The 25,380-nt window shown below is 62.5% G+C and carries 23 protein-coding genes, 1 tRNA gene, 1 pseudogene and 1 riboswitch; of the genes and pseudogenes, 6 read left to right on the top strand and 19 right to left on the bottom strand.

Annotated features, from left to right (window positions below; translation table 11 throughout):
* Window positions 1–72: 72 nt before the first annotated feature.
* Both leuC and AC1Z3V_RS16380 read left to right on the top strand, forming a co-directional pair.
* On the top strand, window positions 73–1,482 hold the full coding sequence (gene leuC / locus AC1Z3V_RS16385) for a 3-isopropylmalate dehydratase large subunit (protein ID WP_429814739.1): 1,410 nt from the start codon (window positions 73–75) through the stop codon (window positions 1,480–1,482).
* Between the two features lie 232 nt (window positions 1,483–1,714).
* Window positions 1,715–2,251 carry a SixA phosphatase family protein gene (locus AC1Z3V_RS16380; RefSeq protein ID WP_429814742.1) on the top strand — a complete coding sequence of 179 codons (537 nt, stop codon included), beginning with the start codon at window positions 1,715–1,717 and terminating at the stop codon, window positions 2,249–2,251.
* A gap of 118 nt (window positions 2,252–2,369) precedes the next feature.
* Here AC1Z3V_RS16380 and AC1Z3V_RS16375 read toward each other — a convergent pair whose 3' ends face one another.
* Window positions 2,370–2,918, bottom strand: a complete 549-nt coding sequence (locus AC1Z3V_RS16375; RefSeq protein ID WP_483500409.1) for a L,D-transpeptidase family protein — start codon at window positions 2,916–2,918, stop codon at window positions 2,370–2,372.
* 245 nt (window positions 2,919–3,163) lie between these two features.
* Here AC1Z3V_RS16375 and AC1Z3V_RS16370 point away from each other — a divergent pair, with 245 nt between their 5' ends.
* Window positions 3,164–3,847: a response regulator transcription factor gene (locus AC1Z3V_RS16370; RefSeq protein WP_429814748.1), complete on the top strand. Its 684-nt coding sequence runs from the start codon at window positions 3,164–3,166 to the stop codon at window positions 3,845–3,847.
* 98 nt (window positions 3,848–3,945) lie between these two features.
* Window positions 3,946–4,401: a cyclic nucleotide-binding domain-containing protein gene (locus AC1Z3V_RS16365; protein ID WP_429814751.1), complete on the top strand. Its 456-nt coding sequence runs from the start codon at window positions 3,946–3,948 to the stop codon at window positions 4,399–4,401.
* Between the two features lie 24 nt (window positions 4,402–4,425).
* Here the strand turns inward: AC1Z3V_RS16365 and AC1Z3V_RS16360 are convergent, their stop codons facing one another.
* The 7 genes and pseudogenes from AC1Z3V_RS16360 to tesB form a co-directional block, all read right to left on the bottom strand.
* Window positions 4,426–6,609 carry a TonB-dependent siderophore receptor gene (locus AC1Z3V_RS16360; RefSeq protein WP_483500407.1) on the bottom strand — a complete coding sequence of 728 codons (2,184 nt, stop codon included), beginning with the start codon at window positions 6,607–6,609 and terminating at the stop codon, window positions 4,426–4,428.
* Between the two features lie 230 nt (window positions 6,610–6,839).
* A complete protein-coding gene (locus tag AC1Z3V_RS16355; RefSeq protein WP_247959417.1) occupies window positions 6,840–7,646 on the bottom strand; it encodes an exodeoxyribonuclease III in 807 nt (268 codons plus the stop codon).
* Between the two features lie 195 nt (window positions 7,647–7,841).
* Window positions 7,842–8,504: an outer membrane lipoprotein carrier protein LolA gene (locus AC1Z3V_RS16350; protein WP_429814757.1), complete on the bottom strand. Its 663-nt coding sequence runs from the start codon at window positions 8,502–8,504 to the stop codon at window positions 7,842–7,844.
* Window positions 8,505–8,650: 146 nt separating this feature from the next.
* Window positions 8,651–11,320, bottom strand: a complete 2,670-nt coding sequence (locus tag AC1Z3V_RS16345; RefSeq protein WP_483500405.1) for an FtsK/SpoIIIE family DNA translocase — start codon at window positions 11,318–11,320, stop codon at window positions 8,651–8,653.
* A gap of 231 nt (window positions 11,321–11,551) precedes the next feature.
* Window positions 11,552–12,973: an ammonium transporter gene (locus tag AC1Z3V_RS16340; RefSeq protein ID WP_429814763.1), complete on the bottom strand. Its 1,422-nt coding sequence runs from the start codon at window positions 12,971–12,973 to the stop codon at window positions 11,552–11,554.
* A gap of 27 nt (window positions 12,974–13,000) precedes the next feature.
* The gene (locus AC1Z3V_RS16335; protein WP_077968248.1) at window positions 13,001–13,339 is read right to left on the bottom strand and encodes a P-II family nitrogen regulator; all 339 of its coding nucleotides are present in this window, start codon (window positions 13,337–13,339) and stop codon (window positions 13,001–13,003) included.
* Window positions 13,340–13,573: 234 nt separating this feature from the next.
* Window positions 13,574–14,459, bottom strand: a pseudogene (tesB, locus tag AC1Z3V_RS16330) (acyl-CoA thioesterase II).
* A gap of 85 nt (window positions 14,460–14,544) precedes the next feature.
* On the opposite strand from tesB, the gene AC1Z3V_RS16325 reads away from it, so the two are divergent.
* The gene (locus tag AC1Z3V_RS16325) at window positions 14,545–15,759 is read left to right on the top strand and encodes a ubiquinone biosynthesis hydroxylase (protein ID WP_483500404.1); all 1,215 of its coding nucleotides are present in this window, start codon (window positions 14,545–14,547) and stop codon (window positions 15,757–15,759) included.
* Window positions 15,760–16,002: 243 nt separating this feature from the next.
* Here AC1Z3V_RS16325 and AC1Z3V_RS16320 read toward each other — a convergent pair whose 3' ends face one another.
* The 4 genes from AC1Z3V_RS16320 to AC1Z3V_RS16305 form a co-directional block, all read right to left on the bottom strand.
* Complete coding sequence (locus AC1Z3V_RS16320) at window positions 16,003–16,191, bottom strand: Trm112 family protein (RefSeq protein ID WP_043626122.1); 189 nt, start codon at window positions 16,189–16,191, stop codon at window positions 16,003–16,005.
* Between the two features lie 15 nt (window positions 16,192–16,206).
* Window positions 16,207–16,887: an LON peptidase substrate-binding domain-containing protein gene (locus AC1Z3V_RS16315; protein WP_429814771.1), complete on the bottom strand. Its 681-nt coding sequence runs from the start codon at window positions 16,885–16,887 to the stop codon at window positions 16,207–16,209.
* A gap of 213 nt (window positions 16,888–17,100) precedes the next feature.
* Window positions 17,101–18,069, bottom strand: coding sequence for a thioredoxin (gene trxA / locus AC1Z3V_RS16310; protein WP_483500402.1), 969 nt, complete (start codon window positions 18,067–18,069; stop codon window positions 17,101–17,103).
* 58 nt (window positions 18,070–18,127) lie between these two features.
* Complete coding sequence (locus tag AC1Z3V_RS16305) at window positions 18,128–18,637, bottom strand: prolyl-tRNA synthetase associated domain-containing protein (RefSeq protein ID WP_483500400.1); 510 nt, start codon at window positions 18,635–18,637, stop codon at window positions 18,128–18,130.
* A gap of 252 nt (window positions 18,638–18,889) precedes the next feature.
* On the opposite strand from AC1Z3V_RS16305, the gene AC1Z3V_RS16300 reads away from it, so the two are divergent.
* Window positions 18,890–18,964 (top strand) — tRNA-Gly (locus AC1Z3V_RS16300).
* A 190-nt stretch (window positions 18,965–19,154) separates the two neighbouring features.
* Here the strand turns inward: AC1Z3V_RS16300 and AC1Z3V_RS16295 are convergent.
* From AC1Z3V_RS16295 to leuD, 7 genes are all read right to left on the bottom strand, one after another.
* Window positions 19,155–20,171 carry an aldose epimerase family protein gene (locus AC1Z3V_RS16295; RefSeq protein ID WP_483504098.1) on the bottom strand — a complete coding sequence of 339 codons (1,017 nt, stop codon included), beginning with the start codon at window positions 20,169–20,171 and terminating at the stop codon, window positions 19,155–19,157.
* A 141-nt stretch (window positions 20,172–20,312) separates the two neighbouring features.
* Window positions 20,313–21,497: a vWA domain-containing protein gene (locus tag AC1Z3V_RS16290; RefSeq protein ID WP_483500399.1), complete on the bottom strand. Its 1,185-nt coding sequence runs from the start codon at window positions 21,495–21,497 to the stop codon at window positions 20,313–20,315.
* A 10-nt stretch (window positions 21,498–21,507) separates the two neighbouring features.
* Window positions 21,508–22,434, bottom strand: a complete 927-nt coding sequence (gene metA, locus AC1Z3V_RS16285; protein ID WP_429814782.1) for a homoserine O-acetyltransferase MetA — start codon at window positions 22,432–22,434, stop codon at window positions 21,508–21,510.
* Window positions 22,435–22,495: 61 nt separating this feature from the next.
* Window positions 22,496–22,573: riboswitch (SAM riboswitch) on the bottom strand.
* Between the two features lie 228 nt (window positions 22,574–22,801).
* Entirely contained in the window at window positions 22,802–23,227 is a 426-nt protein-coding gene (locus AC1Z3V_RS16280; protein WP_483500397.1) for an NUDIX hydrolase, read from the bottom strand.
* Window positions 23,224–24,063 (bottom strand): AAA family ATPase, encoded by an 840-nt coding sequence (locus AC1Z3V_RS16275; RefSeq protein ID WP_483500395.1) that lies wholly within the window; start codon window positions 24,061–24,063, stop codon window positions 23,224–23,226. Before AC1Z3V_RS16275 ends, AC1Z3V_RS16280 begins: the two co-directional genes overlap by 4 nt.
* Before the next feature lie 278 nt (window positions 24,064–24,341).
* Complete coding sequence (locus AC1Z3V_RS16270) at window positions 24,342–24,722, bottom strand: RidA family protein (RefSeq protein ID WP_247959425.1); 381 nt, start codon at window positions 24,720–24,722, stop codon at window positions 24,342–24,344.
* Between the two features lie 10 nt (window positions 24,723–24,732).
* Window positions 24,733–25,338 carry a 3-isopropylmalate dehydratase small subunit gene (gene leuD, locus AC1Z3V_RS16265; protein WP_429814791.1) on the bottom strand — a complete coding sequence of 202 codons (606 nt, stop codon included), beginning with the start codon at window positions 25,336–25,338 and terminating at the stop codon, window positions 24,733–24,735.
* Window positions 25,339–25,380: the final 42 nt, after the last annotated feature.

Genomic DNA, 25,380 nt, shown 5'->3' with positions numbered 1-25,380 from the left:
CTGATCAGCGTTCCCGGCCGCCCTGCCGCGCCGGACTCCCCTACCTTTTGAAAACTCGATGGATATACCGCCATGAGCGCACCGCGTACCCTCTATGACAAGATCTGGGATGACCACCTGGTCAACGAACAGGAAGACGGCACCTGTCTTCTCTACATCGATCGTCACCTCGTTCACGAAGTGACGAGCCCGCAGGCCTTCGAAGGCCTGCGCATGGCCGGCCGCCAGGTCCGCGCACCGGAAAAGACGCTCGCCGTTGTCGACCACAACGTTCCGACTTCGGCCGACCGCCATCTCGGCATCAAGAACGAGGAAAGCCGCATCCAGGTCGAGGCGCTCGCCAAGAACGCCGCCGACTTCGGTGTCGAATACTATTCCGAGAACGACAAGCGCCAGGGCATCGTGCACATCGTCGGCCCGGAGCAGGGCTTCACCCTGCCGGGCATGACCATCGTCTGCGGTGACAGCCACACCTCGACGCATGGCGCCTTCGGTTCGCTGGCCCACGGCATCGGCACCTCCGAAGTCGAGCACGTGCTCGCGACCCAGACGCTGATCCAGAAGAAGGCGAAGAATATGCTGGTTCGCGTCGACGGCCAGCTTCCGCCCGGCGTCACCGCCAAGGACATCATTCTCGCGATCATCGGCGAGATCGGCACAGCCGGCGGCACCGGCCACGTCATCGAATTTGCCGGCGAGGCGATCCGCTCGCTGTCGATGGAAGGCCGCATGACCATCTGCAACATGACGATCGAAGGCGGCGCCCGCGCCGGCCTGATCGCGCCCGACGAGACGACGTTTGCCTATATCAAGGACAAGCCGCGCGCCCCGAAGGGCAAGGCCTGGGACATGGCGCTCGACTACTGGAAGACGCTGCACACGGACGAAGGCGCGCATTATGACCGCGTCGTCGTGCTCGACGCCGCCAACCTGCCGCCGATCGTTTCCTGGGGCTCCTCGCCGGAAGACGTCATTTCGGTTCAGGGCATCGTTCCGAACCCGGACGAAATCCAGGAAGAGACCAAGCGGGCCTCCAAGTGGCGCGCGCTCGACTATATGGGCCTGAAGCCAGGCACGAAGATCACCGACATTGCCATCGATCGCGTCTTCATCGGCTCCTGCACCAACGGCCGCATCGAGGACCTGCGGGCGGTCGCCCAGGTCGTCGAAGGCCGCAAGGTCGCCTCGACCGTTTCGGCGATGATCGTTCCGGGCTCCGGCCTCGTGAAGGAACAGGCCGAGGCCGAGGGCCTCGACAAGATCTTCAAGGAAGCCGGCTTCGACTGGCGCGAGCCGGGCTGCTCCATGTGCCTGGCGATGAACGACGACCGACTGAAGCCCGGCGAGCGTTGCGCGTCGACGTCGAACCGCAACTTCGAAGGTCGCCAGGGCTTCAAGGGCCGCACGCATCTGGTCTCGCCGGCCATGGCAGCCGCCGCGGCGGTGGCGGGCCACTTCGTCGACATCCGCGAATGGAAATAAGCCGGATCTGAGCTTTTCCGGCGCAAATGGCCGCCCTTCGGGGCGGCCTTTTTTGTCTGCGGGCCGCGGTCTTATCGGACGCGCAAAGGTGACTGAGCACTTTGATTTGCTGCATGTCTTTGTCGTTAAACCGAGGTCGATTTAAGGAGACATGCAGCAGGCATTCCGCGCGGCTCGGCGAAATGCGCTAAGCTGTCCACTCATGACCTGAAGAGCCGTGGGAGGACGATGGATGAGCGACGATCTGCCTGTTCACAACTACTGCCTGATGCTGCTTCGGCATGCCAAGTCCGCCTGGCCGGCGGGCGTCGCCGATATCAATCGCCCACTTGGCGAGCGTGGCCGCAAGGCGGCGCCCCGGATGGGCGACTACATGAAGCAGCATGAGCTCGTGCCGGAACGCGCCCTTGTCTCGACGGCGAAACGTGCACAGGAGACCTGGCAATTGGTGGCGGCGGCTCTGCCGACGGGAATCGCGGTCGAGAATACCCGCGCGATCTACGAAGTGGGGGCGGCCCAGATCCTGAGCGTCCTCCGCGCCACCGATCCGGCCGTCAGGACGCTGCTCGTCGTCGGCCACAATCCCGGTTTGGAGGACCTGGCGTTCCAACTCGTCGGTTCCGGCGATGCGGACTTGCGCATGCGTATGGCGGACAAGTTTCCGACGGCTGCCCTTGCCGTGCTCGAATTCGAAGCAACGGGTTGGCGGGAGCTTGCGCCCGGCGGCGCCAAGCTCCGGCGTTTCGTGACGCCCCGGTCGCTGGCCTGAGTGACACCAGCGTGTCGCGATCAGATTCGCTCCTTGCTTTAAGTCCTTGATATTTTGCATGTCGTTATCGCAAAACCGCCGCGCACTTTTGCGCGACATGCTTTCGCCCTGGCCGGTATCAGAGAACCTGGACAGTGGTGCCGCGCCGCATATGCGGGATCAGCCGCGACATGGCGGGCAGGCTGACCGCGACGCAGCCCTGCGTCGGCTCATAACCCGGCCGGATCAAGTGGAAGAAGATCGCCGAGCCGGCATTTCGCCGGCGAGCGATGAGATTCCAATCCATCACCAGGCAGATGTCATAGAGCCCGTCCTCGCGCATCATCTCCTCATGGCTCGGCGTGAAAGGTGCCATGACCGGACGATTGTATTGGGCGTGGCCTGACGCGTCGCACCACAGCATGCCCTTGCGCGTGGTCCGCGTCGGCAACGGCGTGGGCGGCAGGGAGAGCCGATCGCGCCTGACATAACCGCCGATCAGCTTCATTGCGGCGCGTGGGGTGGCGCCGTCACCCTCGCGCTTCAGGCTGGTGATGCCGCTTCGTCCGATCGCCGCCTGCTCGACGCGGCCGTCGAAGCAAACCAGTGCCCGCCTTCGATCGCGCGGCGCCGGGCGGACTGTGATGATGGATTTGGCTGGTCTTTTTCCCGACGTTTTCTTGCGCATCATTCTCACGGATTTTTGCTTTGCCCGTGATTTGGGGGCACCATAAGCACGGTTGCGAATATAACGATCTACTGCATGTCTCCTTAAATCGACCTCGATTTAAGGACAAAGACATGCAGCAAATCAAAGTTCTACAGCGACCTTTGCGCGTCTGATAAGACGCGCGGCGCTGTAGCAAAGCTGGTTCGCTTGCCAACACAGGCATTTGAGCTAGTTTGAAAATGGAAGCAAACAGGAATTGTCCAATGGCGACCCGTACCATTCTTCTTGTCGATGACGACAATGACCTGCGCGAGACATTGGTCGAGCAACTCTCGCTCTACGAAGAATTCGATCTCATCCAGGAGGCGACCGCCGCCAAGGGTATCCAGACCGCACGTGGGCAGCAGGTGGATCTGCTGATCATGGACGTCGGCCTACCCGACATGGATGGCCGCGAGGCGGTGAAACTTCTGCGCAAGGGCGGTTTCAAGGCGCCGATCATAATGCTGACCGGCCACGACACCGATTCGGACACGATCCTCGGACTCGAGGCCGGCGCCAACGACTATGTGACAAAGCCGTTCCGCTTCGCCGTGCTGCTTGCCCGCATTCGGGCGCAGTTGCGCCAGCACGAGCAGAGCGAGGACGCGACCTTCAGCGTCGGGCCCTACACGTTCAAACCCAGCCAGAAGTTGCTGACGCTTGAGAACGGCCAAAAGATTCGTCTCACCGAGAAGGAAGCGGCGATCATCCGCTACCTCTACCGCGCCGACCAGAAGGTGGTGACGCGCGACGTGCTTCTGGAAGAGGTCTGGGGCTACAATTCCGGCGTCACCACCCACACGCTGGAAACCCATGTCTACCGGCTGCGCCAGAAAATCGAGCGGGACCCTTCCAATGCCGAGATTTTGGTGACAGAGAACGGCGGCTACAAGATCGTTCCGTAGCCGGGGTATGCATGGCGCGAAACAGCTCCACGCCATGTTCCGTTTTCCGTTACCGCCCTGCCGGGTCGGCAGCGACGTGACTTCCGGAGGTTAGCCGCTTGGCGCTCAACGATGATATCGTGCTTCTGTCCAACGTGCCGCTGTTTGCCGATATCAGCGAGGACAAGCTGCGGCTGATCGCCTTCGGCGCGGAGCGGCGCCGCATATTCAAGGGGCAGGAACTGTTTCGCGAAGGGGCGCCCGCCGATTGCGCCTATGCGATCGCGAGCGGCAGCCTGTCCTTGTCGAAGGCAGGCGCCGACGGTTCCCTGGCGCAGGTCACCACGGTCGGCCGTGGTGCACTTCTGTCGGAACTGGCCCTGATCTCGATGGTCGAACGCAAGTTCACGGCAACCGCCGAGGAAGACAGCGAGGTCATCCGCATCAACCGGCCGCTCTTCCGCCGCATGCTGGAAGAATACCCGGAAGTGGCAGAACTCGTCGAAGTGCGCATCCGCGAGAACCTGCAGGCGATGATCCGCCGGGCCGGCGCGCTCGCCGGCCGCTTTGCCTGAACTCCGATAACTGGCTTCCTTCCGTTACCACCGGTATTTCAGCGAACCGAGCACCGTGCGGCCCTGGCCGAAATAGCAGTAGCCATCGGTGCAGATCTCTTCGCGGCGGTCGCCGAGATTGGTGGCGCTGACGGCGAGCGACAGCCCGTCGAGTTCGGGGTTCCTGGCACCGAAGTCGTAGGCGATCGAGGCGTCGAAATAGACGGCGCCGCCGTTCTTGGCCGTGTTGGCATCGGATGTGTAGGAGCTCGATGCCAGACGCATGCCGCCGCCGAGGCTCAAGCCCGCAAGCTCAGTATCGTCGGGCAGCAGATAGTTGACCCAGAGCGATGCGACATGGCGCGGCTTCGTTGACGGCACATTGCCGATCAGCGACGGGTCGACGTTCCCGGTGATTTCGGCGTCGTTGTAGTTATAGGCGGCGATAAAGCTCAGGCCGTTGTCGAACTCCCTTCGTCCTTCCACCTCGAAGCCATTGGTCGTCACCTCGCCTGATGATTTGTAATAGTAGCCGGCGGGAAGCGACGCGTCCGACACATATTGCGGCGCGCCGGTCTCGACGATCCGATAGTAAGCCGCACTCAGCGAGTAGGTCTCGCCTTCCGGCTGGTACTTCACGCCAAGCTCGATCTGCTCGCCGGTCGTCGGATCAAGCACGGTGCCGTCAGCCGAAAGTTCGGTGCGCGGCACGAAGGAAGTGCTGTAGCTGGCATAGGGCGCAATCCCGTTGTCGAAGAGGTAGAGAAGGCCCGCCTGTCCGGTCAGTTCGCCATCGTCCTTGCGATCGACGACGCCGGTGTTCTTGTTGGTACCGGTCTGATCGACTCGGTCGTAGCGAAGGCCGCCGACGGCGCGCCAGTTGCCGAACTCCACCTGGTCCTGGACATAGATGCCGGTCTGGCGGAGATCCCGTCCGCTGAAGCTGGTGAGATCAGGCGTCGGGCCGCTGACGCCGAAGGTGGGGTTGTTGAGGTCTAAACGATAGGCCGGATCGACGGCGCCGAAGCCGAGGCCGAAGTCGGAGGTGATCCAGGAATAGTCGAGGCCGGTCAGGAGCGTGTGGGAGACCGCGCCGGTGTCGAAGACTGCCTCGAGCTGATTGTCGATCTGGTAGGCGCGCTGGTCGTCCTTGATGGCGACGGGAGAGCGGTCAAAGACGTCGGGTGCCACCTCGGCCCCGAACTGCAGGTAACGGGCCTTCAGGTCGAGATCGCTAACGCGGCCATGCTGGCGGAAGGTCAGGCCGTTGTCGAATTCATGTTCGAACTTGTAGCCCGCCTGATACTGCCGGACCTTCTGATAGTCGTAGTCCGGATCGCTGTAGCGCAGCAGCCGGCCATCATGTTCGAGCACCCTCGGGCTGGCGTCGCTCTCGCCTTTCTGGCCGAGACCGTAGACGGTCAGCGACGTGCCTTCGTCCGGCCTCCAGGTAAAGGAGGGTTGCAGCAGGTAACGGTCGTCGGCGACGTCGTAGTTGGTCTCGCCGTTCCTGAAGAGCCCGACGATGCGGTAGAGGAAATCGCCCTCGGCCGTTGCCGGGCCACCGAAATCGAAGGCGGCCTGGGTGCGGCCGATCGTGCCATATTGCAGCTCGACCTCGCGGTGCGTCTCCTCCTCTGGCATCTTCGAGATGCGATTGACGATGCCGCCGACGCCGGCTGCGCCATACATGACGGATACCGGCCCCTTCAGGATCTCGATTCGTTCGAGGCCGTAGACCTCGGTCGGGAAGGTGCCGTAGTTCATGTAGGGCTGGCGCAGGCCGTCGCGGAAGTCGCCGGTCGTCGTCGTCTCGAAGCCGCGGATGTAGATCTGGTCGAAGCGCGGATCGAAGCCGAAGGCGCCCGTCGTGACGCCGGCGGCGTAACGGGTCGCCTGGATCATGTCCTGTACGCCGCGCTCTTCGAGTTCCTTGCGTGTGATCACCGAGACGGAGCGGGGCGTTTCGACCAGCGGCGTATCGATCTTGAACGCCGAGACATTGCGCGTCGGCGCAATCGTGTCGTTATCCTCGGCGATCGTCGCGGCTGTCTTGCCGGCCGTCACCTCGATCTTTTCCAGCCGTGTCGTCTTCTGGCTTTCGGCCGATTGCGCATAGGCTGCGGTTGGCGAAAGGAACACGACGGCAACGCTTGCGGCCAGGACAATGGCTGCGGAGAATGCGCGGCGCGACGCGCGCGTGAAGTGGATCGGCAAGGTCTTCGACATGTCTGGCCCTCTTGCGGGCGCACGAAAGCTTTCCGGCGAAAGCCAGAGCGGAGCACCCGAATATCAGTGAAAACGGCAGCCCAGCGGCTGCCGGAGGCGGTGTCCCCGCCGCCCGAAAAGAGGGATAGTCCGTTTGGAAATGCGCATCAAGAAAAATATGATTCTTTTAGTCATGTTTTTCTTGATGAATCGGCAAGCACCGAAGGCGCGCCGCCGCTCAGGGAAAAGCGTCAGATATCGAAGTGGGCGATGACCGGCACGTGGTCGGAGGGGCGCTCCCAGCCGCGGGCTTCGCGCAGGATGTCGACGTGCTTCAGCGCCGGCGCCAGGTCGGCGGAGGACCAGATGTGGTCGAGCCGGCGACCGCGGTCGGCAGCTTCCCAGTCCTTCGCCCGGTAGCTCCACCAGGTGTAGAGCTTGGTCGGGGCCGGTGTGTGCTGGCGCATCAGGTCGACCCAGCCGCCGCCGGTCATGACCGTGGTCAGCCCCTCGGTTTCGATCGGCGTATGGCTGACGATCTTCAGGAGCTGCTTGTGCGACCAGACGTCGTCTTCGAGTGGCGCGATGTTGAGGTCGCCGACGAGGATCGAGGAAATGCCGGCCTCGGCCTCGGCGTGCAGCAGCTTCATCTCCTCGACGAAGTCGAGCTTGTGGCCGAATTTCGGGTTGATGGTGCGGTCCGGCTCGTCGCCGCCTGCCGGAACATAGAAATTGTGCAGCCGGATCTTCTTGCCGCCGGCCTCGAAGACGACCGAGAGGTGGCGGGCATCGCCGACGCCGCAATAGTCACGGCGGTCGCTGAGCTCATGCAGCGGCAGGCGCGAGATCGTCGCCACGCCGTGATAGCCCTTCTGGCCGTGCATCTCGATATGGTTGTAGCCGAGCGCCTTCAGCGGCTTCGAAGGGAACTGGTCGTTCGGGCACTTGGTTTCCTGCAGGCAGAGGATGTCCGGCTGCCACGTCTTCAGGAGATGCTCGACAAGCGGCATGCGCAGGCGAACGGAATTGATGTTCCATGTGGCGACGGAAAGGGCCATTCGTCATTCCCTGATCGGCTGGGGCCGGACGTTCGCGAAGGGAAGGCCGGCTTGGATGGATGTTTGACCTGAGCTTTAAGCAGGTCCGACGCGCCGGGACAAGGAATGCGCGAACGGGATCGCACGAAAAAGGCCGCCATCCGGCGGCCTTATGTCCATCATGCCCGCAGTCGGGATGCCGGCGGCTGGATCTCTCTAGCCGCCCCGCTTGTTGCGGACCTCGTCGTAGGGGATCTGGAAGACCTTGTCGTCCAACGGCATCCCGGTCTGGACGTTGAAGATCATGACCGAGGTATCCTTCTTCTGCGCGTCGGTGATCGTCCATTGGCGCAGATCGTAGGTCTTCGGATCGAACATCATGGTGATGGTCGAATCGCCGAAAATCGAGCGGTCGCCAAGCACGATGGTAATGAGGTCGGACTCTTCCTTGACGTCGCGCACCATCTTGCCGGTCAGGTCGATCTTCTCGCTGAGCAGCAGGTTGAGCGGCGTCTTCGACAGCGGATAGATGTCCCAGGTCTTGAGCTTCATGTTGCCGATGACCACGGACTTGCCGTCGGCGATGACGCGCATCGGCGAGGGGGCCTCGTAGTTGAAGCGGATGCGGCCGGGGCGGCGGATATAGAACTTGCCGCCGGTCTGTTCGCCGCGCGGGCCGAACTGCACGAATTCACCGGACATGGTCTTCACCGAGGAGAAGTGATCGGCGATCTTCTGGGCGGCGCTCGGCGCCTGGGCGAAAGCCTGGGTGAGATCGAGACCGGTGCCGCCGATGCCGGCAAGCGCCGCAAGCCCGCACACGAAGAGGCGGCGCGAAATCACCGGAGGATTGCGCTCGCCGATTTTGGTCTCTGTCATCTCAGTCTCCTTCATTTACCGATCATCTGGAGCGCAAGTGCGGCGCCTTCAAGGCGCCATTTTCGAGCTTTGCGGCTTGTGCTCTCACATGACCGTTACCGGTTCGGCCCCTGGTCCGGGACGTCTGCCCTTGTCTGTCGGCCGCATCAGCGGCCGGTGATTTCCGCTTCGGTCGGAACCAGGATCTCGCGCTTTCCGGCGTGGTTCGCCGGGCCGATGATGCCTTCCTGCTCCATGCGCTCGATCAGCGATGCGGCCCGATTGTAGCCGATGCCGAGGCGGCGCTGCACGTAGGAGGTGGAAGCCTTTCCGTCGCGCAGAACGATCGCGACCGCCTGATCGTAGGGGTCGTCGGAATCGGCGAGGTTGGAGGTGCCGGCCGGTCCGCCGCCGTCACCATCCTCGTCATCGTCCTCGGTGATGGCATCGAGATATTGCGGCACGCCCTGGGTCTTCAGATAGGCGACGACCTCCTCGACCTCGGTGTCGGAGACGAAGGGGCCGTGGACGCGCTGGATGCGGCCGCCACCGGCCATGTAGAGCATGTCGCCCATGCCGAGCAGTTGCTCGGCGCCCTGTTCGCCGAGGATCGTGCGGCTGTCGATCTTCGAGGTGACCTGGAATGAGATGCGCGTCGGGAAGTTGGCCTTGATCGTGCCGGTGATGACATCGACCGAGGGGCGCTGCGTTGCCATGATGACATGGATGCCGGCGGCACGCGCCATCTGGGCGAGGCGCTGCACGGCGCCTTCGATGTCCTTGCCGGCGACCATCATCAGGTCGGCCATTTCGTCGATGATGACGACGATATAGGGCATCGGCGACAGATCGAATTCTTCCGTTTCGTACATCGCCTCGCCGGTCTGGCGGTCGAAGCCGGTCTGTACCGTGCGGGTGATCGATTCACCCTTGGCAAGCGCCTGCTCGACGCGGCTGTTGAAACCGTCGATGTTGCGCACGCCGATCTTCGACATCTTCTTGTAGCGCTCTTCCATCTCGCGCACCGTCCACTTCAGCGCGACGACCGCCTTCTTGGGATCGGTCACGACGGGCGAAAGCAGGTGCGGGATGCCGTCATAGACGGAGAGTTCGAGCATCTTCGGGTCGATCATGATCAGGCGGCACTGATCCGGGCGCAGGCGATAGAGCAGCGACAGGATCATCGTGTTGATCGCCACCGACTTGCCCGAGCCGGTGGTACCGGCGACGAGCAGATGCGGCATCTTGGCGAGATCGGCAACCACGGGCTCGCCACCGATCGTCTTGCCGAGCGCCATGGCAAGGCGTGCCTTGGAAGTCTCGAAGTCACGCGAGCCGATGAGTTCGCGCAGGTAGACGGTTTCGCGCCGCTGGTTCGGCAGTTCGATGCCGATGGCATTGCGACCGGGAACGACGGCGACGCGGGCAGCGATCGCGCTCATCGAGCGGGCGATGTCGTCGGCAAGGCCGATGACGCGGGACGACTTGATGCCGGGCGCCGGCTCCAGTTCATAGAGGGTTACGACCGGACCCGGGCGCACGTGGATGATCTCGCCCTTGACGCCGAAATCCTCGAGCACGCCTTCGAGCATGCGGGCATTCTGTTCGAGTGCGTCGGGCGACAGCGAAGCGTCGCGGCTGACATTCTTCGGTTCGGCGAGAAAATGCATCGGCGGCAGCGTGAAATCGCCATCGTCCTCGACGAAGGAGCGCTGGGCTTCGCGCTCGATCCGCTGGCCGGCTTTCGGGCGGGGTGCCGGCGTTGCCACCCGCGAGCCCGATTTCGGCAGGCCCTGCTTCGGCGGCGCTGCCCGCGGCGCCCAGTCGGATGCCGGATCATCGTCCTCGTCGTCCGGCAGGATGCCGGCGGGGCGGCGCTCGTCGATATCGAAGGGCAGATCGTCGTCCTCGCCGTCGGCCATGATCGGCGGCGGCGTGACGATGCGGCGTTCGGAGCGATCGAGCGAGGGTTCGATGCGGTCGCCGGCAGCCATCGGCTTCGGCCGGACCGGCTCGTTCAGGGTGCCGAACTCGTCATTGTTGAAGTCGTAAGGCTCGTCATACTGACGCTTGGGCGAACTGCGCGTACCGCTCATGCCGAAAATGCGGCGCACGCGCGCATGCATCGTGTAGCGCATATGGGCGAAGGAGCCCATCAGCAGGGTGAAGGGGCCTTCGCTGTCGTCCTCGTCCAACTCGTCGCGAACGGTACGCGCCTTGCTCGGAGTCGGTTCGGCAATCTCCTCGTCTTCCTCTTCGTCGCTGACGCCGATGAGACCGGCACTGTAGATCAGGCACCAGGCGGCCGGTGCCGCGAAGATGCAGGCGAGCACGGTCGCGAGCGTGCCGGTCGGGAAGGCGCCGGTGAAGAGTGCGGGAAAGCGGAGAATCATGTCGCCGAAGACGCCGCCGAGACCATTGGGCAAGGGCCAGGTGATGGGCGCGGGCACGCAGCTCAGCGCCGCGCCGGCAAGCACGGAGCCGATGAACCAGGCGCCGAGGCGCTTGAATATCTTGTCGAAGCGCTTGCCGCTGATCAGCACCAGCGCCCAGGCAACGGCCGGCAGCAGCGCGACGACGCTGGCAAGGCCGAAGAATTGCATGAAGATATCGGCAAAGGCCGCACCCGGATAACCAAGCACATTGGTCGGCGCTTCCGATGTGGCATAGGAGAAGCTCGGGTCGGCGACGTTCCATGTCGATAGCGCCGCGACAGCCAGCGCCAATGCGCCGAACAGCGCAAAGCCCGCCAGCGACGCGATCTGTCGCCAAACGAAGGTGGTTAGCACGAACCGGTTGGAACGGCTGTCAAGCGTTGCCGGATTGCTTCTGCTCATATTGCCTGCTGCCCGTGTCGATCTCTAGGGCACATTGCGTGCCATGGAATCAACCTAAGCGGAGTACGGTTAATGCGACATTAACCATGCGTAGTTGCCGCTAAAATAGCGGCGCCTGTCCTGAAGATCCGTACGAAAAAGGCCCGGATCTTGCGATCCGGGCCAAAGGCGATCCGCAAAGACGGATCGCGACGGGACTTGGGTGGCGCCCTTTGTGGCGCCACGATGCGCTTAGCTGGCGTGGTATGCGGCTTCGCCGTGGGACGAGAGGTCGAGGCCTTCGCGTTCGGCTTCGACCGAGACACGCAGGCCGACGATCGAATCGACGATCTTGAAGATGATGAACGAACCGATACCGGACCAGACCACGGTGACAAGGACGCCCTTGAGCTGTGCCAAGACCTGGGTTGCGGTGCCGGCATAACCGGCTGCGAAGTCGGCCGTCGAATAATCGACGATGCCGGCGCCGCCGAGGGCCGGGTTGACGAGGATGCCGGTGGCAATCGCGCCGAGGATGCCGCCGACGCCATGAACGCCGAAGACGTCGAGGCTGTCGTCGTAGTTGAACTTGTTCTTCACGACGTCGACGAAGAAGTAGCAGACCGGGGAGACGATGAAGCCGAGCACGATCGCGCCCATCGGTCCGGCGAAGCCGGCAGCCGGCGTGACGGCGACGAGGCCGGCCACGGCACCGGACGCTGCACCGAGCATCGAGGCCTTGCCGCGCACGAGCGTCTCGACGACGGCCCAGGAGATGATGGCGGCGGCGGTTGCGAGGAAGGTGTTGATCATCGCGAGGGCGGCATAGGCGTTGGCCTCGAGGTTGGAGCCGGCATTGAAGCCGAACCAGCCGACCCAGAGCAGCGACGCGCCGACCATCGTGAGCGTCATCGAGTGCGGCGCCATGATTTCCTTCTTATAGCCGGTGCGCTTGCCGAGCAGGATGGCACCGACGAGGCCGGCGATGCCAGCGTTGATGTGAACCACCGTGCCGCCGGCGAAGTCGATCGCACCGAAGGAGAAGATCAGGCCGGTCGGAGCCGTGTAAGCGCTCGGGCCGCCCCAGAACCAGACCATGTGGGCGATCGGGAAGTAGACGAAGGTGACCCAGAGAATGACGAACAGCACGACGGCCGAAAAGCGGATGCGTTCGGCGAAGGCACCGACGATCAGCGCCGGCGTGATGCAGGCAAAGGTCATCTGGAAGACGACGAAAACATATTCGGGGATGAACACACCCTTGGAGAAGCTCTCGGCGAGCGTGGTCGTGTCGACGCCGGCGAGGAACATCTTCGACAGGCCGCCGACGAACAGGTTGAGCGAGCCGCCGTCCGTGAAGGCCAGTGAATAACCGTAGGTGACCCAGATGATCATGACGATCGCGGTGATCATCAGAACCTGCATCAGCACGGACAGCATGTTCTTTGCCCGCACCAGGCCGCCATAGAAGAGGGCAAGACCGGGAACCGTCATGAGGAGAACGAGGATGGTGGACAAGAGCATCCAGGTAGTATCGCCCTTGTCCGGAACCGGTACGGCTGCAGCCGCTGCGGCCGGAGCCGCTTCCTGCGCGAAGGCAACGGCCGGCGCAAGCAGGGCGGCGGTGAGTGCGCCCAGGCGTCCAAGAGAGGTGGAAAGCTTAAGTGATGACATCGAGGAGTGCTCCCTGAACGGCGTGATTTACAACGCTTCTGAATCGGTTTCGCCGGTGCGGATGCGCACGGCATGGTCAATGGCGTAGACGAAGATCTTGCCGTCGCCGATCTGGCCGGTCTTAGCGGCGGCCGCGATCGCTTCCACGGCCTTGTCGACGAGTTCCGAGGCAACGGCGATTTCGACCTTCAGCTTCGGCAGGAAGCTTACGGCATATTCGGTGCCGCGATAGATTTCGGTATGTCCCTTCTGGCGGCCGTAGCCTTTGACTTCGGTTACGGTCAGGCCCTGGATGCCGACAGCAGTGAGGGCTTCGCGAACCTCATCGAGCTTGAACGGCTTGATAATGGCCATCACAATTTTCATCTGGTTTCATCCTTGTTCGCCTCCGGCGGAGGCCGTCTCTCCTTGCTGCGGAGCGCCAGAGCGCCGTGCAACCGGACAATGACATTCAAGGGGCGTGCCAGATTCAGACGCTTGAGCTAAGCAAATGAAAAACAACGGGAAAAACGAAAGCCGCAGCACGGATGCTGCGGTGCAATAGAAAATCGTCAATTTAGAAGGTCAAAAAATAGGCAGATTATAGAATCTGCTTGTTTTCTATTCAGATGCCTTTTTCCGGATCAGCCCTTCCTGGGCGACAGAGGCGATCAGCACGCCGGAACGCGTAAAAAGGCTGCCTCTGGTCATCCCGCGGGCACCATGTGCACTCGGACTGTCCTGGGTATAGAGCAGCCAGTCGTCCATCTTGCAGGGACGATGGAACCACATGGCGTGATCGAGGCTTGCGACCTGCAGGTTCCGATCGAAGACCGAAGTGCCGTGCGCATAGAGCGAGGTGTCGAGCAGGGTCATGTCGGAGAGATAGGCAAGGATGGCCGCCTGGATATGGCGCTCGTCCGGAACGGTGCCGACCGCCTTGACCCAAACGTCCTGGATCGGCTTGCCGTCGTCGCGGGTAAAATAGTGGTGCAGCGAGGCCGGGCGGATTTCGATCGGCCGCGGCCGCTCCCAGTAGCGCCGGATCGCTTCCGGCGCATGGACGAGGAATTTCTCCTTCAGTTCCTGTTCGCCCGGCAAGGTCTCGGGCATCGGCAGCTTCGGCATCTCGATCTGGTGGTCGAACCCGTCCTCGTCGTACTGGAACGAGGCGGACATCGAGAAGATCGCCTTGCCGTGCTGAATGGCGACCACACGGCGGGTGGCGAAGCTCGAAGCCGTCGCGGATACGGTCGACCTCGTAGATGATCGGCACCGACGGATCGCCCGGCCGCATGAAATAGGCGTGCAGCGAATGGACGAAGCGGTCGGCGTCGACGGTCCGCTGGGCCGCCACCAGCGCCTGGCCGATGACCTGGCCGCCGAACACGCGCTGCCAGCCGACCTGCGGGCTCAAGCCCCGGAACAGGTTTTCCTCCAGCTTCTCGAGATCGAGAATGGCAAGCAGCGCATCCATGGGCGTGGCGGTGTCGGTGGGGCGCGACATTTCGGCAGTCTCCGATGGTAGGAACGTCGATGGCATTGATCTATATAGACATAAAACGATGCTCAAGTGCGACGGGAGAAAGCGGATGCTCGATGTCTTGATTGCCGGTGGCGGCTATGTCGGCCTTTCGCTCGCCGTTTCCCTGAAGAAGGCCGCGCCGCATCTGAGCGTTATGGTCATCGACGGCGCGCCGGAAGGCGCCTGGAAGAAGGACCAGCGCGCCTCGGCGGTTGCGTCGGCTGCCGAGCGCATGCTCGACGTGCTCGGGGTCTGGGATCAGATCGCGCCGGAGGCGGAGCCGATCCGCCGGATGGTGATTACCGATTCGAAGGCGGCCGATCCGGTGCGCCCGGTGTTCCTGACCTTTGATGGCGACGGCGGCGATGGCCGGCCCTTCGCCCACATGGTGCCGAACACGGCGATGGTCGGCGCGCTGCGCGGAGCATGCGAGGAACTCGGCGTCGTCAATCGCCAGTCGACGATGGTCGAAAGCTTCAAGAGCGGCGACCATGCGGTCGACGTCACGCTTGCCGGCGGCGAAAAGCTGGAAGCGCGCCTGCTTGTGGCCTGTGACGGCGTGCGCTCCAAGCTGCGTGATGCCGCCGGCATCAAGACGGTCGAGTTCGACTACGGTCAGTCCGGCATCGTCACGACGGTCGAGCACGAGCGGCCGCACGACGGCACGGCGGAGGAGCATTTCCTGCCGGCCGGTCCGTTTGCGACGCTGCCGCTCAAGAACAATCGCTCGTCACTGGTCTGGACCGAGCGCACCGAGGACGCCGAACGGCTGGTCAAGGGCGACGATTTCCTGTTCGAAGAGGAGCTGGAGCGCCGTTTTGGCCACAAGCTCGGGCATCTGAAGGTGGTCGGCGGACGGCGGGCCTTTCCGCTCGGCCTGACGCTCGCCCGCGATTTCGTCAAGCCGCGCTTTGCCCTTGCCGGCGATGCGGCCCACGGTATTCATCCGATCTCGGGACAGGGGCTCAATCTCGGCTTCAAGGACGTCGCCGCTCTGGCGGAAACGATCGTCGAGGCGGACCGCCTCGGGCTCGACATCGGCTCGCTCGCCGTGCTCGAGCGCTACCAGAGCTGGCGGCGTTTCGACACCTTCCGCATGGGGGTGACGACCGACGTGCTCAACCGGCTGTTTTCCAACGACATCACCCCGGTCCGTATCGCCCGCGATTTCGGCCTCGGTATCGTCGATCGCTTGCCGTCGCTGAAGAATTTCTTCATCCGCCAGGCCGCCGGCATCGCCGGTGAGACCGATCCGCGGCTGCTGTCGGGTCAGCCGATCTGAACAGCGACCTTGGGATTGCCCCTCACCCTAACCCTCTCCCCGCAGGCAGGGAGAGGGGACGAGATCTACTCTTTGCGTCGCCGCCATGCGCGACCAGACAGCAAGCAAGCGGCGGTTTGACTTTTCAGGTGCGAGCGCGCCACGCGTTTCCTTCTCCCCGCCCTTCGGGGAGAAGGTGGCCGGCAGGCCGATGAGGGCAACTGCGAAATCTCGCGTTCGTCAAATCGGCCGAGCCGTGCGACCTCAATCCTCGATCTTGCGCGCTTCCGAGACCAGCATGATCGGCACGCCGTCGCGGATCGGATAGGCGAGGCGGGCCTTTTCCGAGACGAGTTCGTTGGCTTCGGCGTGGTAGCTCAAGCGGCCCTTCGTCAGCGGGCAGACGAGCAGCTCAAGCAGTTTCGGGTCGACCTTGCTGGCGTTGATATCCATGATCCGTCGCTCGCTTCACTGCAGGATGCTGTCCATATCGCCGAAGTCGCGCGCGAGCACGATCTCGGTGATGGCGATCAGGGTTTCCGCGCGTGTCTTGAGGTCGGGTGCTTCGAGCAGCGCCTGTTTTTCGGCGGGGCCATAGGGCGACATCATCGCCATGGAATTGACCAGGGTGCGGTTGCTCGCCCGTTCGACGCTTTCCCAATCGGCCTTGAGCTTGTTGGCTTCGAGATAGGCCTTGAAGGCGGCAAGCAGAGCCGCCCGGTCGACGAGGGTTTCATCATCGCGGTTCTCGAGATCGGCGGCAAAGGGGCCGATGCGGAAACGGCGGTAACCGCGCGTGCCGCCGACCTCCGAAAACAGCCGGTAGCGGCAGACCCCGGTGAGCGAGGTGATGTAGCGGCCGTCGCCGGTCTCGGCGAAGGAGGTGATGCGGCCGATGCAACCGACCTCGCAGAGCGCCTGCGTCGGGCCGGTGGCCGTCTCGTTTCGGCCTTCGCAGAAGGAAGGCTGCACGATGCCGATCAGGCGGTTGCCGGAAAGCGCGTCATCGAGCATCGCGAGATAGCGCGGCTCGAAGATGTTGAGCGGAAGCTGGGCACCGGGAAGCAGCAAGGCACCGGTCAGCGGAAACACCGGAATGATCTCCGGCAAGTCCTGAGGACCGAGATAGCGTGCATTTCCGACGTGCATGTTCCGATAGACCCTGAAGGTATCCGCTCTTGCCCCGCCAAGGAAGCGTGGTCACCAGACCAAAAGATGGTGCATTCCCCAAAAATCTCAAGAGACACGCACATCGATCTTCATGAGTGAATGCGGATCGTGATCAGGTACGCATAAAAAAGGGCACCGATGGCGCCCTTTATACCTGAGCAATGCCCGAATATCTAAGCAATGCCCGACGGTTCAGGAGAACAGGATCGACGAGAGCTTGCGTCGCGCGGCGACCGTTGCCGGATCCTTCGGTCCCCAGACCTCGAAGAAGGACAGGAGTTCGCGCCGGGCGCCGTCGTCCTCGAAGCCGCGATCGCGCTTCATGATCGTCAGCAGGTGGTCGGCGGCAGCCGTCCGGTCGCCTTCGACGTTGCGGATCTTGGCAAGCAGCATGCGCGCCTCGTGATCGTCGGGGTTTGCCGCAAGGCGCCGCTCGAACTCGTCGGGATCGCCAAGCTTGCGGGCTTCTTCGATCTGGTCGAGTTTCTTGCCGATCGCTGCAATGCCCGCGTCCTTGGCGAGATCTTCCGGCAGGCCGGAAAGAGCCTCTCGGGCTTCGGCGAGCTGGCCGAGGGTGATCATGCAATCGACCATGCCGGCGATCGCCACGACATTTTCGGGGTCGGCCTGAAGCACGGCGCCGTAGAGGCCTGCGGCGTTCTGGGCATCGCCGGCATCGAGCAGCGCCTTGGCATCGGTGAGTACGGCTTCGATCTCGGCCTTGCTGTCGTCGACGGCGGGGCCGGCGATCTTTTCGATGAATTGCTTGATCTGGCTTTCCGGCACCGCGCCCATGAAGCCGTCGACCGGTCGTCCGCCGACGAAGGCGATGACGGCGGGGATCGACTGGATGCCGAGCTGGCCGGCGATCGAAGGATGATCGTCGATGTTCATCTTGACGAGCTTGACGCGGCCCGCGGCTTCCGTGACCACCTTTTCGATGACCGGCGTGAGCTGCTTGCAGGGGCCGCACCAGGGTGCCCAGAAATCGACGAGAACCGGCTGCTGGCGGGAGGCCTCGAGCACGTCCTTGGCAAAGTTGGCGGTGGTGGTTTCCTTGATCAGGTCACCGTTCGACGCGGCCGCCGGCTTGCCGAAGGAGGCCGAGCCCGTCATCTGAGTGCCGAAAGACCCTGCATAGGGATTGTCGCTGCCCGTCATTCTTCTCTCCTCGCCGGCTCGCCGGCCGGCTTACTGCATTCGCGCCAAAGATCGTATGTCAGGCCGTGACTTTCAAGACAAGCGGTTCGTGTCCGGTCGCTTCCATGAAGCGCAGCAGATCCCTGGACGCAATCGAGGTCGTCGCGTCATTCGAGAGCGGATGGCAGTTGACGATGTCGAACTTCATCAACTCCTCGTCGAGGATCATCTTGACGTTGCCGCCGGTGTCGTTGATCGCGCCGAAGGCGGTGACGGCTCCCGGAATGACGCCCAGATATTCCATCAGCTTTTCCGGCTTGCCGAAGGAGACCCGGCTCGCCGCACCGATCACCTGGTGAACGGTCTTCAGGTCCACTGTCGCATGCTCCTCGACGGTGAGCAGGAAATAGTTGTCCGTCTTGTCCTTCACGAAAAGGTTTTTCGTGTGGCCGCCGGGGATCTCATCACGCAGCGCCACCAATTCGGCGACGGTGAATACCGGCTCATGGTTCTTGGTTTTATGCTCGATCCCAAGTCCGTCGAGAAAACGAAAGAGGTCTTCGGCGGTCTTTGGCTGTGATTCACTCATGATTCTCATCCCTTGGGCGTTCGTTTTCGATCCTGCTTTAGGGGAGAAGCCCGTCAGCGCGCAATCTCACAGGCGGCGACGATGACCGAAAACGCGGCATTTCCGGGCTTTGCGGGAGGTCTCCAAAAAAATATTCGATTTCTCGTCATTTCCCTGTTGCATTCCAAAATCGCTTAGGCCATATACCGCCCGTCGCCGCAAGACAGCGTCGACGCCACGGTCCACCGACTACCCCCGGGCCGCGGAAAATGAGCGGGTGTAGCTCAGGGGTAGAGCACAACCTTGCCAAGGTTGGGGTCGGGCGTTCGAATCGCCTCACCCGCTCCAATTTCTCCCAACCACTTCATTTCATAATTGTTTTGGAAATGAGACGGCCTTTGCCGTAAGGCTCGTTGCACTTCGAGGCCGGCTGCAGCGCCGTGCGAACACGTGCCGAACACGACGCCGGTCCGTTGGGCCGCTCGCTCCCTTCCACTCCTATAGATCGATAGATCGCCAGCGCCCGTGCGGGCCGCACTCAGCTCTTCATGAAGACATAATCCGTCTCCTGCCGGCGGTTCTCGCCGGGGCGAAGCACCGCGCTCGGGAAGCCGGCATGGTTGACGGCGTCCGGCCAGATCTGGGTTTCCAGGCAGAAACCGGCGAAGGGGCCGTAGCGGCGGCCCTCGAGGCCGGGGACGGGGATATTGAGCTTCGCGCCGGTATAAAGCTGCACGCCGGGCTCCGTCGTCAGCACTTCGAGCGTGACGCCGGAATTGATGCTGCGGGCCAGCGCCACCGAGTGTTTCGCCATGGGCTGGTTCGAAAGACAGAAATTGTGGTCGTAGGCGATGCGCTCACCTTCGGTCTGGCGGCGAAGCGGCGTCATTTCCCGGAGATCGAAGGCGGTGCCCTCGACCGCACGGATCTCGCCTGTCGGGATCTGCCGTTCGTTGGTCGGCAGATAATGGTCGGCAGCGATCATGATGTCGTGGCCGAGCGCGTCGGCGCTGCCGTCGAGATTGAAATAGCTGTGCTGGCAGACATTGGCGAGCGTCGGCCGGTCGGTCTCGGTCTCGTAGACGACGCTCAAAACGCCACCGGGCTTCAGCGCGTAGGTGCAGGTGACCTGACAATTGCCCGGATAGCCGGCGCGTCCGTCCGGATCGGTGATGACAAGCGTGACGCTGTCCGCCGTCTGGCGGGTGATCGTCCAGTTGCGCTTACCGATGTTGTCGCTGCCGCCATGCAGGTGCGTGACGCCCTTCTCGTTCAATTCGAGCTGATAGGCCTCGCCGTCGAGGGTGAAGCGTCCGTTTCCGATTCGGTTGGCGCAGCGTCCGGGCGTGGCGCCGAGATAGGGCGAATGGGCGAGATAGCCTTCGAGATCGCTGAAACCGAGCACCAGCGGCGGCTCATGGCCTTCCAGCCGCAGATCCTGGATCACAGAGCCCCAGGTCAGCACATGCGCTGTAAGTCCGCCGCCGGAGAGCACCACACGATGGACCGGCTCGCCGGATGGCAGGTGGCCGAAGATTTCCGTGTTCTGATGCATATTCACCGCTGGCTCCCTCTTCGCGACCGCAGCAACCTGCGTCATTTCCGAGGATGCGGCAACCGGAAATCTCAGTGCAGGGCCACGGCGACCCTGGGGTGCTCTGAAAGACACGCGGCGCTGCAGGATATCGCCGTCATTTCAGCGGGATAATTGCTTGGTGGCGTCCTGCAGGCCGGCGAGCGTCAAAGGGAACATCCGCCCTTCGAACAGCTTTCTCACCATGGCGATCGACTGGGTGTAGCCCCAGTGCTGCTCGGGCACGGGATTGAGCCAGATCGAGCGCGGGAAATGTGCCGTCATGCGCGAGAGCCAGAGCGCGCCGGCCTCGTCGTTCCAATGCTCGACCGAGCCGCCGGGATGGCTGATCTCGTATGGACTCATCGAGGCGTCGCCGACGAAGATCGCGCGATAGTCGCCGCCGAAGGTGCGCAGCACTTCCGTCGTGCGGGTGATGTCGGCGCGCCGGCGCCGGTTGTCCTTCCACAGGCCCTCGTAGATGCAATTGTGGAAGTAGAAATGCTCCATGTGGCGGAACTCACCGCGGGCGGCAGAGAACAGCTCCTCGACGATGCGGATGTGATCGTCCATCGATCCGCCGACATCGAAGAACATCAAAAGCTTCACGGCATTGCGGCGCTCGGGCCGCGTCACCACGTCGAGATAGCCGTGCTCGGCGGTGGCGCGGATCGTGCCGGAAAGGTCGAACTCGTCGGCAGCGCCCTGGCGCACCCAGCGCCGCAGCCTTTTCAGCGCCACCTTGATGTTGCGGGTGCCGAGTTCGACGGTGTCGTCATAATCTCTAAACTCGCGTCGGTCCCAGACTTTGACCGCGCGGCGATGGCGCGACTGGTCCTGGCCGATCCTTATACCTTCGGGATTGTAGCCATAGGCGCCGAAGGGGGAGGTGCCGGCGGTGCCGATCCATTTCGAGCCGCCCTGGTGCCGGCCCTGCTGTTCGCGCAGCCGCTGGCGCAAGGTCTCCATCAGCTTGTCGAAACCGCCGAGCGCTTCGATCAGGCGCTTTTCTTCCTCGGTCAGGTGCTTTTCCGCGAGCTTGCGCAGCCAGTCCTCGGGGATGACGGCTTCTTCACCCGCTTCCATCGGATTGACCGCTTCCAGACCGGAAAAGCAATGCTGGAACACCCGGTCGAAACGGTCGATATGGCGCTCGTCCTTCACCAGCGCCGTGCGCGCCAGGTAGTAGAAGGCTTCGACGTCGAAGGCGGCGATACCCGCCTCCAGCCCCTCGATCAGGGACAGGAATTCCCGGAGCGTCACCGGGACCTTCGCTGCCTTGAGTTCGAGGAAGAAGGGGACGAACATCCGCTAAGCCTCAGTTTTCTCCGGTGCCGATCTCCGAGAGATCGTAGGGCGTCGTCTGGTACATCTCGTTGATCCAGTTGCCGAAGAAGAGATGCGCATGGCTGCGCCAGCGGTTCTGCGGCGGCAGGGTCGAGTCGTTGTGCGGGAAATAGTCGTGCGGCAACTTGATCGGCACGCCGGCATCCACGTCCCGGAAGTATTCGTCCGACAACGAGGTGGAATCATACTCCACGTGGTTGAACATGTAGAGCCGGTTGCCCTTTTTCTCGTGCACGAGGCAGACGCCCATCTCCTTCGATTCCATCAGGATTTCGAGGCTCGGCACCTTGTCGATGTCGGCGCGCCGGACCTCGGTCCAGCGCGAGACCGGGACGGCGAAGTCGTCGGAGAAGCCGTTGAGATAGACGGAGGAGCGGTTGAGATTCTGGTGACGGTAGACGCCGAAGGCCTTCTCGGCGAGCGGGTATTTCGGCACGCCGTGGAAATGGTAGATCGCCGCCATCGCGCCCCAGCAGACATTGAGCGTCGAATGCACGTTGGTCGCCGTCCAGTCGAAGATCTGCTTCAGCTCTTCCCAATAGGTGACGTCCTCGTATTCCAGCGTCTCGACCGGCGCGCCGGTGATGATGAAGCCATCGAACTTGCGGCCCTTCACCTCGTCCCAGGTCTCGTAGAAGGAGAGCAGGTGATCTTCCGAGGTGTTCTTCGCGCGATGGGCACCGATGCGCACCAGCGACAGTTCCACCTGCAGCGGCGAGGCGCCGATCAGGCGCGCCATCTGGATCTCGGTCTTGATCTTGTTGGGCATGAGGTTCAGAAGCCCGATCTGGAGCGGGCGAATATCCTGACGGATCGCCACGGTCTCGGTCATCACCCGCACGCCCTCATGCACGAGGGTTTCGAAAGCGGGCAGTGTATCGGGAATCTTGATGGGCATGGGCTTCCACTCGATCAATACAAAAAAACCGGCGGCGATTGATCGCGACCGGTCCTCGGAAATCCAACTTTCCTCGGCCCTTTAGCGACTTGTTTAACGTGGCTGCAAGCCGGCCGGCCAAATCACCACGGGGAATTTGATAGCGCGACAGGGACGCGGGGGTCAAGAAAAACGATTCGGGGGTGCGATAGACCCCTCATTCCGCTGCCGCGACTTTCTCCCCGCAGGTGGGAAGAAGGAAGGTTGCCAGCCTGCGCTCGGTCCAACACCGCCTGGTTGAACCGGCGGAGCATTCTGGTGATGTCTTGGCTGCTGCGCACGTCCCCTCTCTCCGCTTGCGGCGAGGGGGCTGGGGTGAGGAGCGAATTTACACCAAGTGCAGAGCGTCCCGCATTCCATATCCCAACTGACGCCCCGCCTCGTCGATGCCGAGCCAGAAGAAGCGGAAGCGGATCGGCGGGCCGCCGCTATCCGGCGTCATCTCGCGGTGCAGCCATGTCTGCCACTGCTCTCCAGTAAGGGCGACGTGAAAATAGTGTCGCCGATGGCAGATGGCTCTACCGTCCTTCCAGTAAGAATAGTCCTGCGTGACGAGGTGCGTGAGCGGCTGCGGTGGCGTCAACCCTGTTTCCTCGACGAACTCGCGCGTTGCCGCGACTTCCGGGCTCTCGCCCGGCTCCATCGTGCCACCGGGCACCTGCAGTTCGATCTCCGGAAAGTCCGGCTCGTCGAAGACCAGCAGGCGGCCCTGCCAGGTGGCGTAGATCAGCACCTTGTGCGCGTCCGGGCTCATCCGTCGCGGCGCGCCATGAAGGCGAGGCGCTCGAAGAGGTGGACGTCCTGCTCGTTCTTCAGAAGTGCGCCGTGCAGCTTCGGCAGCATGGTCTTGGCATCGGCCCTGAGATCGGCCGGATCGACTTCGTCGGCGACGAGCAGCCGGATCCAGTCGAGCGCTTCGGAAGTGGAGGGCTTCTTCTTGAGGCCCGGCACCTGGCGGATGTCGTAGAAGGCGGCAAGGGCCGCCGAAAGCAGCGTCTTGCGGATGCCGGGATAGTGCACCTCGACGATGCGGGCGAGCGTTTCGGCATCGGGAAAGCGGATATAGTGGAAGAAGCAGCGGCGGAGAAATGCGTCCGGCAGTTCCTTCTCGTTGTTGGAGGTGATGATGACGATCGGCCGGTGGCGCGCGCTGATCATCTCGCCGGTCTCGTAGACATGGAATTCCATGCGGTCGAGTTCCTGCAGCAGGTCGTTCGGAAACTCGATATCGGCCTTGTCGATCTCGTCGATCAGAAGCACCACGCGCCGGCCCGCCTCGAAGGCCTGCCAGAGCTTGCCCTTGCGGATGTAGTTTTTGACCTCGTTGACGCGTTCGTCGCCGAGCTGGCTGTCCCGCAGGCGCGAGACTGCGTCGTATTCGTAGAGGCCCTGCTGTGCCTTGGTGGTCGACTTGACGCTCCATTCGATGAGTTCGAGATCGAGGGCGGCAGCGATCTGGCGGGCAAGCTCGGTCTTGCCGGTGCCGGGTTCGCCCTTGACGAGCAGCGGCCGCTCCAGCCGGATCGCAGCATTGACGGCGATCATCAGGTCCTTGTCGGCGATATAGTCGGCGGTGCCTTCGAATTGCATGGTCGTCTTCCGGTTCAGCATAGGTCTAGTGGAATGAATTTGACATTTGAGTCCCGTTTTCCGCACGCGCTCAACTCAAATGTCAAATTCGAAAATTCCACTATCATCATAGTGTTACTCGTGGTCCTCAAGATTCCGACATTTGCTCTCGAGGGCGCTGAGATCGCATGCAAATGTCGGAATCAGACCACTAGCAAAGCGATGCCTATGGACTATCGCATATTGGCTTAATTCGGAATCGATTTGAGAGGAGATGGTGCGAGCAGAGGGGCTCGGCGTCAGCCGCGAAGGGCGGTGACTTCGATCTCGATCAGCATTTCCGGGCGGATCAGGTCGCAGACGATCATGGTTGCGGCCGGCCGGATCTCGCCGAAGACTTCGCCGAAGATGGGGAACACCCGATCGGCGAAGCTGGCATCGGTGACGTAATAGTGATTGCGCACCACGTCGGAAAGCGAAAAGCCCGCTTCCTTCAGCGCGCCCTCGATCGTCCTGAGGCAATTGCGCGCCTGCTCCTCCACCGTCTCGGGCATGGTCATGGTGGCATAGTCGTAGCCGGTCGTGCCGGAGACGAAGCACCAGTCGCCCATCGCGACGGCACGCGAATAGCCTGCCGTCTTTTCGAAGGGCGAACCGGAGGAGATGAGCTTGCGCGCCATGTCGCCCGCTTTAGGCCCAGGGACGCGAGGCGCCGACCGACTTCTCAAAACTGTCGATGGCGGTCGCCTTCTCCAGCGTCAGGCCGATATCGTCGAGGCCGTTCAGCAGGCAGTGGCGCTTGAAGGCGTCGATCTCGAACTTGATCGAACCGCCGTCCGGACCGGTGATTTCCTGGGATTCCAGGTCGACCGAAAGGATGGCGTTGGAGCCGCGCGAAGCATCGTCCATCAGCTTGTCGAGGTCGGCCTGGCTGACGACGATCGGCAGAATGCCGTTCTTGAAACAGTTGTTGTAGAAGATATCGGCAAAGGACGTGGAGATCACGCAGCGGATGCCGAAGTCGAGCAGGGCCCAGGGGGCATGTTCGCGCGAGGAGCCGCAGCCGAAGTTGTCGCCGGCAACGAGGATCTTGGCGTTCTGATAGGCGGGCTTGTTGAGCACGAAGTCCGGATTGACCGAGCCATCCTCGTTGTAGCGGGCTTCGGCGAAGAGGCCCTTGCCAAGGCCGGTGCGCTTGATCGTCTTCAGGTAATCCTTCGGAATGATCATGTCCGTGTCGATGTTGACGACGGGGAGGGGTGCTGCGACGCCGGTGAGCTTGACGAATTTTTCCATAACTTCAGGCCTTCGATTTCAGAAGAATGTTGCGTAGCGTTT

Source organism: Ensifer sp. 38_S197 (assembly GCF_056924495.1).
Note: the sequence above shows the minus strand (reverse complement) of the source record. Positions and strands in the feature narration are given on the sequence as shown.